The organism is Sporomusa sphaeroides DSM 2875, from assembly GCF_001941975.2.
Taxonomy (GTDB): Bacteria; Bacillota; Negativicutes; order Sporomusales; family Sporomusaceae; genus Sporomusa; species Sporomusa sphaeroides.
Window position 1 is genome coordinate 42,501 of the sequence record NZ_CP146991.1, and the last position, 14,862, is coordinate 57,362.

General features: G+C 48.9%; 12 protein-coding genes (1 of these 12 cut by a window edge). All 12 read left to right on the forward strand.

What is annotated here, in order from left to right; all coding sequences use genetic code 11:
• Positions 1-395, forward strand: the final stretch of a protein-coding gene (locus tag SPSPH_RS00155) for a methionine ABC transporter ATP-binding protein (RefSeq protein WP_075752076.1). The gene continues 661 nt to the left of window position 1, outside the view; only the last 395 of its 1,056 coding nucleotides appear in the window; its start codon lies beyond the left edge, outside the window; it ends in the stop codon at positions 393-395.
• On the forward strand, positions 364-1,017 hold the full coding sequence (locus SPSPH_RS00160; protein ID WP_075752078.1) for a methionine ABC transporter permease: 654 nt from the start codon (positions 364-366) through the stop codon (positions 1,015-1,017). Before SPSPH_RS00155 ends, SPSPH_RS00160 begins: the two co-directional genes overlap by 32 nt.
• A 58-nt stretch (positions 1,018-1,075) precedes the next feature.
• Positions 1,076-2,272: a pyridoxal phosphate-dependent aminotransferase gene (locus tag SPSPH_RS00165; protein ID WP_422397028.1), complete on the forward strand. Its 1,197-nt coding sequence runs from the start codon at positions 1,076-1,078 to the stop codon at positions 2,270-2,272.
• Positions 2,273-2,455: 183 nt separating this feature from the next.
• Positions 2,456-3,274, forward strand: coding sequence for a MetQ/NlpA family ABC transporter substrate-binding protein (locus SPSPH_RS00170; RefSeq protein WP_075752080.1), 819 nt, complete (start codon positions 2,456-2,458; stop codon positions 3,272-3,274).
• A gap of 328 nt (positions 3,275-3,602) precedes the next feature.
• Complete coding sequence (gene panB, locus SPSPH_RS00175; RefSeq protein WP_075752082.1) at positions 3,603-4,439, forward strand: 3-methyl-2-oxobutanoate hydroxymethyltransferase; 837 nt, start codon at positions 3,603-3,605, stop codon at positions 4,437-4,439.
• A 276-nt stretch (positions 4,440-4,715) separates the two neighbouring features.
• Positions 4,716-5,675, forward strand: a complete 960-nt coding sequence (locus SPSPH_RS00180) for a bile acid:sodium symporter family protein (protein WP_075752084.1) — start codon at positions 4,716-4,718, stop codon at positions 5,673-5,675.
• 282 nt (positions 5,676-5,957) lie between these two features.
• On the forward strand, positions 5,958-6,878 hold the full coding sequence (locus SPSPH_RS00185; protein WP_075752086.1) for a ketopantoate reductase family protein: 921 nt from the start codon (positions 5,958-5,960) through the stop codon (positions 6,876-6,878).
• Between the two features lie 236 nt (positions 6,879-7,114).
• The gene (locus SPSPH_RS00190) at positions 7,115-8,383 is read left to right on the forward strand and encodes a lactate racemase domain-containing protein (RefSeq protein WP_075752088.1); all 1,269 of its coding nucleotides are present in this window, start codon (positions 7,115-7,117) and stop codon (positions 8,381-8,383) included.
• A 125-nt stretch (positions 8,384-8,508) separates the two neighbouring features.
• Positions 8,509-9,285: an IclR family transcriptional regulator gene (locus SPSPH_RS00195; RefSeq protein ID WP_075752090.1), complete on the forward strand. Its 777-nt coding sequence runs from the start codon at positions 8,509-8,511 to the stop codon at positions 9,283-9,285.
• Positions 9,286-9,455: 170 nt separating this feature from the next.
• Positions 9,456-10,016 carry a GNAT family N-acetyltransferase gene (locus SPSPH_RS00200; RefSeq protein WP_198930876.1) on the forward strand — a complete coding sequence of 187 codons (561 nt, stop codon included), beginning with the start codon at positions 9,456-9,458 and terminating at the stop codon, positions 10,014-10,016.
• 314 nt (positions 10,017-10,330) lie between these two features.
• Entirely contained in the window at positions 10,331-11,605 is a 1,275-nt protein-coding gene (locus SPSPH_RS00205) for an exonuclease SbcCD subunit D (RefSeq protein ID WP_075752092.1), read from the forward strand.
• The gene (locus SPSPH_RS00210; RefSeq protein ID WP_075752094.1) at positions 11,602-14,808 is read left to right on the forward strand and encodes an AAA family ATPase; all 3,207 of its coding nucleotides are present in this window, start codon (positions 11,602-11,604) and stop codon (positions 14,806-14,808) included. The genes SPSPH_RS00205 and SPSPH_RS00210 overlap by 4 nt, the downstream gene beginning before the upstream one ends.
• The last annotated feature ends 54 nt before the right edge of the window (positions 14,809-14,862 follow it).

Here is a 14,862-nt window from a genome sequence, read left to right on the forward strand (position 1 = left end):
AAACAGGCAAGGTTTTTGATGTGTTTACCAGGCCGCAATCGGATACTGCCCGGGAATTTATTAAGGCTGTTATCAATAACAAGGTGCCGGAAGCGTTGAGCCGATTGCTGTCAGAGGAACCGGTAGCCGGCGGTAATGTTGTCGTAAGACTTTCTTTCTTTGGCGCGGCCACCAATGAGCCGGTTATAGCCGGTTTAATCAGGCGGTTTGCTGTTGATGCTAATATTATTTCAGGCAATATTGATCATCTACAGGACACTCCATATGGTACGCTACTCATTGAATTGTCCGGTGAACCGGAGGATGTCAAAAATGCATTAAAATATTTACAAGCACGTGATTTAGGAACAGAGGTGATTGGTTATGTCGCAAGACATGCTTATGTTGCTGGTTGAGGCATTGGGTGAGACATTATATATGGTTGCGGTTTCTTCGCTGGTATCGGCAATCCTGGGGATTCCGCTTGGGGTTATATTGGTCATAACCGGTAAAGGACATATTAAAGAGCAGCCGGTGTTGAACCAGACGTTAGGAGCTATTATAAATGCTGCAAGGTCAACTCCGTTTATTATTTTAATGGTAGCCATCATCCCGTTTACCCGGCTTATTGTCGGTACATCTATTGGCACAAATGCTGCTATTGTGCCACTTACTATTGCCGCCGCCCCCTTTGTTGCCCGTATTGTCGAATCGGCTCTCAAAGAAGTAGATGCAGGACTTATTGAGGCGGCACAAGCGATGGGAGCATCACCCAGCCAGATTATATTGAAGGTACTCATTCCGGAAGCTATGCCGTCCATTGTTTTGGGGCTGACGCTGACAGTGATTAGCCTTATTGGTTACTCTGCGATGGCAGGTGCGATTGGTGGCGGTGGTTTGGGGGATTTGGCCATCCGCTACGGTTATCAGCGGTTTAGAGCTGACGTTATGTTAGCAACAGTAGTCATTCTGATTGCTTTGGTACAAATGGTTCAGTCAAGTGGCGATTACTTTGCTCACAAATTAAATAAAAGATAATGTAAGTCTGTAATCAAATGGCCTGCAAAGGTGTTACTGTATTAGTTGGGAGGTATTTATAGTGCAAAATGTTATTCAGAGTATGCGCGAAGGCGGCTACGCCTCAGCTAAAGCCAGACAGTTTACCGAATCAGTAATCAGGGAAATGAGCCGGATTGCCGCGGCCCATAATGCCATTAATTTGGCACAGGGCTTTCCCGATTTCCCGGCCCCGGAAGCCATTAAGCAGGCTGCTGTAAAGGCTGTTATGGAAGACCACAATCAATACGCGGTAACCTGGGGAACGAAAGGGTTGCGTGATGCCATTGCCGCCAAAGTGGAGCGGGATTATGGCGTCACCATCGATCCGGAACGTCAACTGACTGTGTGTTGCGGTGCTACGGAAGGCATGATCGCCACGCTATTGGCTACTGTCAATCCCGGGGATGAAGTTATTATCTTTGAACCGTTTTATGAAAACTACGGAGCTGACGTAATTTTATGTGGGGCTGTGCCCAAATATGTCAGCTTGACCCCACCGGAATTTAACTTTAACCGTGAGGAACTGATTGCTGCATTTTCCGATAAAACCAAAGCGATTATTATTAATACTCCCAACAATCCTACAGGCAAAGTATTTAACCGCGAGGAATTGGAACTGATTTCCAAACTGTGTATCAAACATGATGTACTTGCTATTAATGACGAGATTTATGAACATATTTTATATGACAATACCAAACATATTCCGCTGTGGACTTTGCCGGGAATGGCGGAGCGTACAATTGCGGTAAACAGCGTTTCAAAGACCTTTAGTGTTACCGGCTGGCGGATTGGGTATGTTCAGGCTTCTGCTGAGATTACCGCCTCTGTCCGGAAGGTACATGACTTTCTTACAGTAGGCGCCGCTGCTCCGTTGCAGGTGGCCGCCGCCGCCGCCTTTACTTTTGGCGCAGAATACTATGAAGAGCTATCCGGTTTCTACCGTGAACGCCGCGACTATTTGCTTACCGCTTTAGAGAAGGTTGGTTTTACTTGCGTAAGACCACAGGGCGCTTATTATATTATGGCTGATATTACCCCGTTCGGCTGGGATGATGACGTTGCTTTTGCTAAATATATGGCCAGCGAGATTGGGGTTGCTGTTGTTCCGGGTTCGAGTTTCTTCCGGGCGGAAAGCACAGCCGGTAAAAAACTGATTAGGTTCTGTTTCTGCAAAAAGTTTGAAACCTTAAGCGCTGCTGCTGAACGGTTGCAGAAGCTTATAAGCAGATAAGCAGAGAGCCAAGTTTTTAGGAGTGATAGCGACGCGGGAACTTGTGCGAATCGCTTAGTTCTGAGCGGTAGCGATAAGCAGAGAGCCAAGTTTTTAGGAGTGATAGCGACGCAGAAACATGTGCGAATCGCTTAGTTCTGAGCGGTAGCGAAGAACCTCATCATAACACAAGGAGAGATAAAAATGAAAAAATATATAAAACAAATTGCATTAGCTGCTATTTTAACCTTATCAGTGGCCGGGCTGGCCGGCTGCGGCAAGCAAGCGACGGCTCCGGCAGCAGATAAGCCGCTAAAAGTGGGCGTGACCGCCGGTCCGCATGCTGAAGTTATGGATGTTGTCAAAAAAATCGCGGAAAAAGAAGGCTTAAAAATTGAAGTCGTTGAATTTAATGACTATGTTCAGCCCAATGTGGCATTACATCAGGGGGATATTGATGCCAACAGCTTTCAGCACCAGCCGTACCTTGACAATATGGTGCAAGACCGTAAATATGATATAGTATCGGTAGCTAAAACAGTTATATTCCCGATGGGCATTTATTCTAAAAAAGTCAATGCCATCAGCGAACTTAAGCCAGGCGCGACCATTGCTATTCCGAATGATCCCACTAATGGCGGGCGTGCCTTGCTGCTGTTGGAACAACAGGGGCTAATCAAGCTTAAAGCCGGTGCCGGGCTTAAGGCGGCTGCGGCTGATATTGCCGAGAATCCCAAGAACTTTAAGATTAAAGAACTGGATGCCGCCCAGGTACCGCGGTCGCTGGAAGATGTAGATCTGGCAGCCGTTAATACCAATTATGCCATGACTGCCGGTTTGGTTCCCAATAAGGATGCCCTGGCGATGGAAGACGGCAACTCGCCTTATGCCAATATTATTGCGGTTAAGTCTAAAGATAAAGACAATCCGGCGATTGCTAAGCTTATTAAAGTATACCAGTCCGCAGAAGTTAAGAAATTTATTGAAGAGCACTTTAAAAGCTCGGTAATAGCAGCTTGGTAATCGATTAAGCAAATGTAAAAACCACGGTAAATGAAGGGAACAAGCTTACTTCAATTGACCGTGGTTTTTTTATTACAGATGGCGTTTGACAATAGCCTGGCATATACAAAAAAACTCTTGACAAATAATGATGAAAGCTATACAATTTGGCTAAATAACGAAATAGTCTGTCAAATATTTAAAAACTATATCAAAATTCAACTTGGGTAAACCAAGTAAATTTTTTCGAAAAAATACGAAACGATCGTTTCGTATAGTGAAACAAAAATGTTTTCCCTGTTTCGCGTAAAGCGGGACAATAAATATATTTTCGAAGGAGAGGATATCTATGGCAAAGGTAAAAATTACAATTCCACAATGTAAGGCAATGAAGGGCAAGGAAAAGAAGTTCACAATGATCACCGCTTATGATGTTTTACTGGCTTCTGTAATTGAAAAAACTCCGATTGAAATGATTCTGGTGGGTGATTCGCTGGGGATGACGGTATTGGGATATGACAGTACTGTACCGGTTACGATGGAGGATATTATTCATCACACCAAACCTGTGGTCAAAGGAGCACCAAATACTTTTGTTGTTGGGGACATGCCGTTTGGCTCTTACAATACGGGAATTGAAGACGCTGCCCGTAATGCTAACCGCATTATGAAAGAAGGCGGTGCAGATGCCATTAAACTGGAAGGTGGCAAAAATGTTGCACACATCGTAGAAGCATTGGTGAAGGGCGGCATTCCGGTTATGGGTCATATTGGCCTGACACCGCAAACCGCAGGTCAATTGGGCGGCTTTAAGGTCCAGGGCAAAGATGCGGAGGCTGCAAAGCAATTAATCGAAGATGCAAAAGCGCTTGAGCAGGCCGGTGCTTTTGCCATCGTATTGGAATGCATACCTGCACCGGTAGCTAAACGAATTACAGAGGAACTGTCCATTCCTACTATGGGAATCGGAGCAGGACCCTATTGTGACGCGCAGGTGCTGGTTACTCAGGATTTACTGGGAATGTTCGACCGGTTTGTACCTAAGATGGTAAAACAATATGCCAAGCTCAATACGCAAATGGTAGATGCACTAAATTCCTTTTATCAGGAAACTCAGGCTGGCGTTTTCCCCGGACCGGAACACTCTTTTGGTATGGCAGAGGAAGATTTAAAGAATTTGTATTAAGTAAAACAGACGGTTTAGTGATGTGATTTGTCAGCCCAAATTCCACGATAAAAAGAATAACAGCGGCTTACCGCTTATCGCCAGATTGCGTAAGCCAAGTTTCTTTATACGCAGTTTAATCCTGTTGCGGTGACAGACTGGAAAGTAAGAAAGAGCCATATTGGAATATATAGTTAGACAACCTGGCTTAAAAATGGTAGGCAGCAGGTATCAAATTATACAGGAGTGTAGTTGAGCAAACCCAATTTAGAGCAAGGAAATGGAGGAAAACAATAAATGGCGTTTTTAGAAAAAATTGCTATGACAATTACAAAATTATTTCCCGTATGGCTTATCTTCTTTTCCGGTCTGGCATTTTTGTATCCGGATACAATCAAGCATCAGGGACCGCTGGTAACTTATTTGCTGGGAACTATCATGCTGGGGATGGGGCTGTCCATGTCGGTAGATGACTTTAAGCTGGTATTATCCAGACCCAGAGATGTTATTATCGGTATTGTACTCCGGTATTTAATTATGCCAACAGTAGGCTGGGGTGTTGCAAAGCTGCTGGGCTTGCCTCCCGCCTTGGCTGCCGGGCTTATCCTGGTAGGCTGCTGTCCCAGTGGTACGGCTTCCAATGTAATGAGTTTTCTGGCAAAAGCCGATACGGCTTTGTCTGTAACGGTTTCCAGTTTTAATATTATTTTGGCACCGCTTCTGCTGCCTGCTACATTTTTGCTGCTTGCCGGAGCGGAAGTTCATGTCAGTGCGCAGGCTATGTTTTTGGATGTAGTAAAAATTGTACTGGGGCCAGTTATATTGGGAATGGTACTGCGTGGTTTGTTTAGCAGCTTTGTTGACCGCATCATGAAGATTGTCCCGGTAATTTCGGTCATTGCAATTATTTGGGCTATCGCAATTGTAGTTGCGATGAGCGCCTCCAAGCTGGTAACCGTCGCTCTTATTGCATTTGCGGCTGTTGCACTGCATAATGCTCTGGGTTTGCTTTTAGGTTATGGAGCTTCGAAGGCTCTCGGTATGGGGGAACGTCAGGCAAGAGCCATTACCTTTGAAATTGGCATTGAAATGTCCGGGCTGGCAGTTGTGCTGGCGATAGCCCATTTAGAACCGCTGGCCGCCGTTCCGGGGGCAATCTTTAGTGTATGGCATAATTTCACCGGCTCTATTATTGCAGGTTATTGGGCAAATAATCCGCCTACCGATGGTTCTTTACCAGATTCAACCGGCGTGTAATTTGCCGTAAGGGTTGAGATTAAGTCTATATTGGCACCAAACATTAATTAACATGCTAAAAACCTGTTATAGCGAGCGAACGTTGTTCTTTAATACAGAACATGTTCGCTCGTTACCCCAAGTGGGAGAATTTAACGGGTTATGCCGGCAGGCTTGACAACAGTCAGAGCGGATTATGGCAGTATATCCGGATTTCTGTGAAAGAGTGGACCAACGGGGCTGAGAAACCGGAAATATGGCGGAAAACGAATAAATTACTTTGGCAGGAAGAGGTGTTATAGTATGAAGATTACGGTGGTGGGCGCCGGAGCTATTGGTGGTTTGTTTGGCTCTTTTCTCTGTAAAAGCGGTGAAGAAGTGACTTTTGTTGATATTAACCGGGAGCATGTAGCGGCGATTCAAGCGGCAGGACTGATTATCGAAAGGCAAAGCGGTACCGAAGTACTTACAGTAAAAGCCACTACCAATATCGAAGAGGCCGGTACGCCGGATTTGATTATTTTTTCGGTTAAAGCCTATGATAATCAGCAAGCGGCTGAGGATTGCCTGAAAATCGTCGGGCCTGATACCATTGTACTTACTGTGCAAAATGGGGTAGGAAACGTCGAGACGCTATCTGCCGTACTGGGCGCCGGCCGTATTATCGCCGGTACGACGGCTTTCGGTTGCACTGTCCTGGGACCAGGCAGAATTAAACCCAGTGAAACCGGATCAATCTCAATTGGCGAATTGGATGGCCGGATAACTCCGCGTTTGGAAAGGGTAGTTGCCGCCTTTACTAAGGCAGGGGTTGAAATGCATACAAGTCAGAATGTCGACAGTCTGATCTGGACAAAGCTGCTGGTCAATGTAGGCATTAATCCGCTTGGCGCCATTACCCTGCTGACAAACGGGCAATTGCTGGAGCACGAGGAAACAAAAAGTCTTCAGGCTGCTGCGGTGGCGGAAGGTGCGGCTGTAGCTAAGGCTAAAGGAATTGAATTCATGACGGAGAATATTCTGGAACATGTACGGGGGGTTGCTAGGGGAACCTATAATAACAAAGCCTCTATGCGGCAAGATGTGGAACGCGGCTCCCGGACAGAGGTACTTGCCATTAATGGTGCAATTGTGGCAGAAGGACAGAAACTAGGTATTCCCACACCGGTAAACGAGACATTGACTAAGCTGGTCAAGGCTATTGAAAAACGGGGAAAAATTTAAAGACCTCAGCAGGTCTTTGCCTTTGCGCAAAACCCCGGATTAAGTTAGGCAGGAACTCATTCCTATGGGAGGAATAACAATTTATCCGATGACTAACCCGCTCTAAGACTCTCGCTTCTGCAAGCGGGAGTTAAGAGCGGCTAAGTCCCTGGATAATTCCGGCTAAGATTCAGATGGGGTTAAAACCCCATCTGAATCAAGTTTCCATTTATAAATAAAGTGAAAGAGGGAATGGTATGCGCTTTCCCAGAATGGCATTAGTAAAGCAAAGTTCAGATATACCTGTTATTGAAGACGTGGTAACAGTGGTCAGGCAGGAAATAGCGGCCTTGAACCTGAAGCTGCCCGGCCAAGCCCGCATTGCCATTGCTGTAGGCAGCAGGGGAATTTCCAATCATGCCTTGGTGGTAAAAACCATAGCAGATGAACTGAAAGCCCTGGGTACCAAACCTTTTATTGTTCCGGCAATGGGCAGTCATGGCAGTGCCACCGCCGAAGGGCAGATAATGGTTCTTGAAACACTGGGAATAACCGAAAAAAACATGGGTGTGCCTATCTGTTCCTCTATGGAGGTAGTGCAGCTTGGAACCACCGCAACCGGTATTCCTGTCCTGATTGATAAAATTGCCGTTGAATCTGACGGTATTGTTTTGGTGCACCGGGTTAAAGCGCACACTGATTTTGACGGAGCTATTGAAAGCGGGATGATGAAACTCATTACCATTGGCCTTGGAAATCATCAAGGTGCGCAAATGGCGCACCGGTTTGCCGTACAGCGCGGCTTCAATCAGGTGATACCGGTGGTGGCGCGATTTGTTTTGCAAAAGGCACCGGTGTTGTTCGGTCTGGGTTTGGTAGAGAATTTTTATCATAAAACAGCTATTATTAAAGCAGCAAAACCGGACCAATTGGAAGAAACCGAGAAAGAGTTATTGCGGGAAGCAAAAAAAATGATGGCCCGGATTCCTTTTGTTACGCTAGACGTAGTTATTGTTCAGGAAATCGGCAAAAAGATATCCGGCACAGGCATGGACACCAATGTAGTCGGCAGGATGTATAATGTGGCTGAACCGGAAGCTGAATTTCCTAAATACACGCGGATTGTGGCGCTGGATTTGGCGGAGGATACTTATGGCAATGCAGTGGGTATTGGCATGGCTGATTTAACAACCCGCCGGCTGGTGGATAAAATTGATTATAAGGCCACGGCCATTAATTGTCTGGCTGGTTCGGTCCCGGAAAAAGGCAGGGTGCCGATTACGATGGAATCCGATAAGGACGCAATTACTGCTGCACTTATGCTTTGCGGGCCGGTAACGCAGGAAAATGCCAGAATGGTCTGGATAAAAAATACGCTGGAGTTAGAAAAATTCTATATTTCCGAAGCGCTGCTGCCTGAGATTCGCGGCAATCCTAATATTGAGGTTATCGCCGGTTTGGCGATGCTGCCATTTGCGGCTGATGGTAATTTATCCTGGAAACTACCTGCTGTCAGTATGCCATAATATAGTAATATTTGACAGAAAATAAACTGTACTATAAAATTGAATAGAAATCATACTCTTCGGCAAGCCGCTTTTTCGACGCAGTTGAGAGGGTTTTAATATTTTTATTCAGGAGAGAGCCTAGGATGAATGATTCCTCAATGGTAGTACATTCTGTCGAGAAGGCACTGACTATTTTAGAAACCTTGAGCAGGGTTGAGGAAATGGGTGTCAGCGAACTGAGCAGAGAACTTGGTTTGGGAAAGGCAACCGTTTACCGGATACTTACTACGCTGCGGCTTCACGGTTATGTTGAACAAACAGCTTCAGAAAAGTATAAACTTAATTTCAAGTTATTTGAGATAGGCAATAGAGTAGTTAATAAAATCGGGATTCGCAAAACGGCTCATCCCTATCTGGAACAAATGGCTGCGGTTACCAAGGAGACAGTAAACCTGGCGGTTCTGGATAACTATACGGTGATGTATATTGACCGGATTGAGAGCCGCGAACCGCTGCGGATTGGACTGGATGTCGGAACGCGGTTCCCGGCTTTTTGTACTGCCTTAGGGCTTGCCATGCTTGCCTTCATGAGCCCTGCTGCCGTAGATAGACTGCTTGACCAGACCCTACAAGCAGGTCAATTTACGAAACATACTCCCAATACGGTTACTGATCTTAGTGTAATTAAGCAGCAATTGACGATAATTAGAGAACAAGGCTACTCGATTGACGACGAATATTATTTACCCGGTATTCGCGGTCTGGCGGCACCGATTTTTGATCATTCCGGGAAGGTCAGGGCCGCTATCAGTGTTGCCGGCCCGGCTATACGGATAACCGATGAAGTAATTGCCAGTTTTTTCCCATTAGTAAAGGAAAGTGCCCGCAATATCTCTATGCTGCTGGGCCATTCTGGTTAGCGGTGGAGTGAGCCGGTTGTTCCAGAGTGGGACAAATACCATCTCTGCAAGCCTGTGTCCAGCCGGCAAGAAGCAGTCATAAATTCCGAATAAAATCGGTATTTAGTGACTGCTTTTTAATAAGTATATGTTGATTGTGCTGTGAAGTTAATTTGAAAGGAGAATAAATATTGGCTGCTGGAAAAAATGTATTTTCGGAAATACAAACTAAACGTCTATTGCTTCGGAAGATGGAAATTACAGATGCGTCTGTCTTATATGAATACTGGTCTGATAAAGACGTTACCAGATATATGAATATACTTGGGTTTGAGAGTATAAAGCAAGCAGAAGACATGATCGGTTTGTTAAACTCTCTCGCAGACAGCGAAAAAGCTTTTCGCTGGAGTATAGTATGTAAAGGCAGCAAACAAATTCTGGGTACTTGCGGATTTAATAATTGGGATAAAGAAAATCAGCGGGCCGAGATTGGCTATGAACTGGGAAAGCAGCATTGGGGTCAAGGGTTTATGACAGAGGCATTGGCAGGACTCATTTCCCATGGTTTTGGAATAATGGCACTTAATCGTATTCAGGCACTTGTTGAGCCAGAAAATACAGTATCCCGAAAGGTTTTAATGAAGCTTGGGTTTCAGGAAGAAGGTCTTCTTCGGCAGTATGAGCAAGTAAAAGGCAATTTTATCGATTTAATGATGTATTCTATATTAAAAAATAATAGTGGATTGGTATAAAAATCGGCTACTGAACAATATAAGTGTCAGTGGGGATGGGGTTATTGATAAGTGTAGTGCTTATTTTTAGCAACCTCGTTTTTTTGTTTTCAGAATGCTGTCCATTAGCAGCAGGGAGTAAATGTTTGACTTTTCCTGGAGCAGGAATTTACTTTTCATGGGGCGAAAATCCTTTCAAAGCTATTGTTTTTTGCGCACTTTTATCCAATGACTAACTTGCGTTAACACTTCCGGCTTTCCTGCGTTTTTGGGGCATAAAAGCAGGAGGTTATGTCCCTAGTTGGGCGGTTAACTATTGATTAAAGGGAGAAACCATGAGAATTTTACATACAGCCGACTGGCATTTCGGCAAGACAATTGAAGGACGGGACAGACTGGCCGAGCAGGTGGCTTTTGTTGAGGAACTGTGCGGTATTTGCGTTGAGGAGCGCATTGATCTTGTGCTGGTGGCCGGGGATGTATTTCAGAGCCCCAATCCCAGCGCGGCAGCCGAAGAGTTATTTTACTATGCGGTTGACCGTCTGGCAGACCATGGCAGGCGCGGCGTCGTCATTGTGGCTGGTAATCATGATAATCCGGACAGACTGTGCGCCGCAGCGCCATTGGCCGGACGGTTGGGCATAACTCTGGCAGGCTTGCCGAAAGAAGAGCTTGGGCCAACCTCGCCCGGTGCAGGGCGGGTATACCGGGTTGACGGCGGCCAGGCCTGGCTGGAGCTGGCTGTGCCGGGAGTAGGGCATACTGCCGTTATCGCGGCCTTGCCTTACCCTTCGGAAGGGCGGTTGAAGGAACTGGTAGCGCAATCGCTTGAGGATAAAGATTTGCGCCAGGGCTATAACGACCGGCTGGCCGGATTGTTCGGGGCGCTTAATGCCAGATACAGGCCGGATACAGTCAACTTGGCTGTCAGCCATCTGTATGTGCGTGGCGGCATTGAGTCAGATTCTGAGCAGCAGATTCAAGTAGGCGGCGTATATGCCGTCGACCCGCTGATTTTCCCGGCAAATGCCCAATATATTGCCTTGGGGCATTTGCATCGGCCGCAATATGTGGGTGGTACTCCGGCACCTTGCCGTTATGCCGGTTCGCCGCTGGCCTATAGTTTTTCCGAGACCGGTTATGCTAAGTCGGTAACCATTATTGAAGCTTTGCCGGGGAAAGATGTCAATATCCGCGAAATGCCTGTTGCGTCAGGGCGGCCGCTGGTCCGGTGGCGGGCGGCCGGTGGTCTGGCTGAGGTGCGGCAGTGGGTTGCCGACGGGCGGGACCGTGATGCCTGGATTGAGGTGGAACTGGAAATTGTTAAGGCGCTGGCCTTGGATGAAATCCAGGAGCTCAGGGCCATGCACCCCGGGTTTGTTACTATCCGCCCGGTGTTTAATTTACAGGAGGACAGGACGGGGCAGGAACCGGCCAGACTGAACAGTATGCCGCTCAATGAGCTGTTTATCCGGTTTTATGAACGGCAAAACGGTGGACTCAGACCGGATGATAAACTGGTGGAAATGTTTCTGGAGTTAAGCCAAAGTATTCTGTCAGAGGATGCCGCTGACAACGAAGGCCATGACAGCGGGGAGGCGGCAGGATGAAACCGATAGCACTCAAAATTGCCGGACTGCATAGTTTCCGCGAAGAACAGGAGATCCCGTTTGACAAACTGAGTGAATTGGGCGTGTTTGGTATTTTTGGCCCGACAGGCAGCGGCAAATCGTCTATTCTTGATGCCATGACGCTGGCTTTGTACGGTACGGTGGTCAGAGCCGGGCGGCGCACCCAGGGAATTTTAAATCATGCGGAAAAGCATGTAAAAGTATCACTGACCTTTTCGCTGGGGCAGGGAACGGCCCGTCATGTCTACCGGGTCGAACGGCGGTATGTCCGCAAAGACCAGTTAGCTGTCGGCAATACTCATAGCCGCCTTGTGGTGGTAACAGCTACCGGCGAAGAAGTGCTTGCCGATAAGGAGCGTGAGGTTACCGAACAGGTAACACAGCTGCTTGGCCTGCGGGAAGAAGACTTTACCAAAGCGGTAGTATTGCCGCAGGGAAAGTTTGCCGAATTTCTCAACTTGGGCGGCAAAGAGCGGCGCGAGATGCTGCAACGGCTGTTCTCGCTGGAACAATACGGCAATATATTGATAAAAAAAGTAAATGACCGGTTTGCCACTGCCGAAACAGGCTATATTGAAGTGGAAAGTGAACAGAAAGGGCTGGGGGATGCCTCGCCGGCGGCAGTGGCGCAGGTGTTGGCCATGCTGGCAGCAGCCAGGCAGGCGGAGGAAGCGGCAGTAAGGCGGCATCAGGCGGCGCAGCAGCAATATACAGAGGCCAAAGAGGTAACTGCGCTGCAGCAGGAGCTGATCCAAAAACAGGCAGAGCTTGCTGCACACCGGCAGCGGGATCAGGAAATCAAAGCGGCGGCAACTGCCCTCGAAATGGCGGAAAAGGCCGGGCGGGCAGCGCTTATATGGAAAGAGTTGGCAGCCGGTGAAGCCTGTGAGCAGGCTGCGGCCAAAAGTAAACAACAGATAACCGGGCAAGTCACCCGGCTGACGGCAGACACTGAGAAGCTGCAGGCTGCGTATGCGGCGGCCCGGGAGAAGCGCCTGCAGCAGGAACCCAGGCTGATTGAGCGGAAGTCGAAATTAGAGGCGGCTATCAGTTTGGAGGCAGAGGCAGCCAAGCTGGCTCAGGCTGCAGCGGACTTAGAGCAGCAACTGCTGGCGCGGCAGGCTGCCTGCCAGGCAGCCGGTCTGGCGGTAAAACAACAAACTAAGCGCAATGAAGAACTGACAGCCGGTATCAAAAAACTTGAACAACAACAGGCAACGGCCAGTATCGGTGCCGAACTGCGGCTGCAGGCGCAAGCCTGCCAGGAGGCAGCGTATGTATTGCAGCAGCAACTGGTGTCAGCCGACAAGATTAAGCAAGCCGGGGTGTTGCGGAAACAGCACTGCGATGACGCGCAGACGGCCGCGAAACAAGCGGCAGAACAACTGTGCCAGGCGGAGCGTAAGCTCAATGAGCTGGAAGCTGCCGAGGCGAAAGCTGCTGAAGAACAGCTGCAGGCGGCAGCCGCTCAGCTTGATCTGCTGGTAACAGGTGAAAAGCAGGCCGCAGCCGCCCGGCTGGCTGGTGAACTGAAGGAAGGCACTCCCTGCCCGGTATGCGGCTCGACAGCCCATCCGCAGCTGGTCAGTGTTGCCGCTGCTACAAGCCAGGTTAACTTTGAACAGGAAATAGCAGCCGCGAAAGAACATATCGCCAAGCTGACGCAAAGTCTGGCCGAAGCCGGTAAAGCCGTGGCGGCTGAGCGTCAGAGCCTGAATCAGGCCCGGACAGCAGCAGCTACGTTGAGTCAGCAGGTTGTGAGCGCGTTGGCCGAATTGGATACGGTGAGAGATGAATACCGGGAGGTGCGGGAGCAGGTTGCCGCCGCCCGGGGACAACTGGTCAAAGCCCTGCAGGCTGCAGGCAAACCGATAGCCGGTGACGCAGCCATTAGCACGGTAATTGCACAGGTATCCGAACTAAACGAATACATTACCGAGCAGGACCGGCTGGCCGAAACCCTGGCGAAACAGCTAATCAGCCACCGGCAGGATTATGAAGCTTGTCAGGCGGAGATCACCCGCTGGCAGCGCGCAGCCCAAAGCGAGGAAGCAGAATTGGCAGCCCTGACGGCACGCCTGACCAGCCTTAACGAGCTGCTGGCCGCCAAAAGACAGGAGCTCTATGCGGTTACCGGGGGAATACCGGCCAGCCAGCTGTTAGCCCGGGCCGGGCAGGAATTAGAGACGGTTCGGCGGGAAGAGCGGCTGGCAGAGGAAAGCTATGATAACGCCGCGGCGGCTTTGGCCGAAGCCGGACAGGCCTGTATCCGCGCCGATACCAGCTGGCAGGAGGCCGCCGGACGGCGGGACAGGCTGCAAATGCAGTTTAATGCCAAGCTGGCTGAAGAGGGCTTTGCTGATGCGGCGGCTATGACTGCCGCTCTTATGCCGGAGGCTGACCAGGAAAAGTACCGGAGTTTGCTCAAAACCTATGCGGAAGCCGGGCAATGGCTGACCGCCCAGAGTGAGCAACTGGCCGGCAGGCTTAAGGGACGAAGTATAACTGAGACCGAATGGGAGCTGGTGAACCGGCAGGCTGCCGCAGCCGAAGCAGACAAAAATGCTGCTACCGAACAGCGGGTCGAAGCCGACAAAGAGTATCGTGACCTGTCGGCAAAACACCAGCGGTGGTCGGAGCTGGAAACCGCCAGACTTGAACTTAAAGACCGCAGGGATTGTTTGCAGGCGCTGAAGACCTTGCTGCGCGGCAATGTGTTTATTGAATTTTTAGCCCAGGAACAGATGGAGCTGGTGGCCAGGCAAGCCTCAGACCGTCTTAAGCAGATTACCCAGCACCGGTATGCGTTGGAAATGAGTTCTGACGGCGGCTTTCTGATCAGAGACGACGCCAATGGCGGTGTAAGACGTCCGGTTAGCACACTGTCGGGTGGTGAAACCTTTCAGGCCTCGCTGGCACTGGCCTTGGCGTTATCGGTGCAGATTCAGCTCAAGGGCAAATATCCGCTGGAGTTTTTCTTTCTGGATGAAGGCTTTGGTTCGCTTGATCAATATGCGCTGGATGTTGCCATGTCGACACTGGAAAAATTGCATATGGAGCGCCTGACCATTGGCGTTATCAGCCATGTGGCCGAGCTAAAACAGCGTATGCCCCGCCGTTTGCTGGTTGAACCGGCAGAACCGGCCGGACGCGGCAGCCGGGTTCAGCTGGAAGAGGCATAAAGCAGGCTTGGCACAGGTTGGTCGGCGAATTAATTATCGTGAATTGGATGGAGG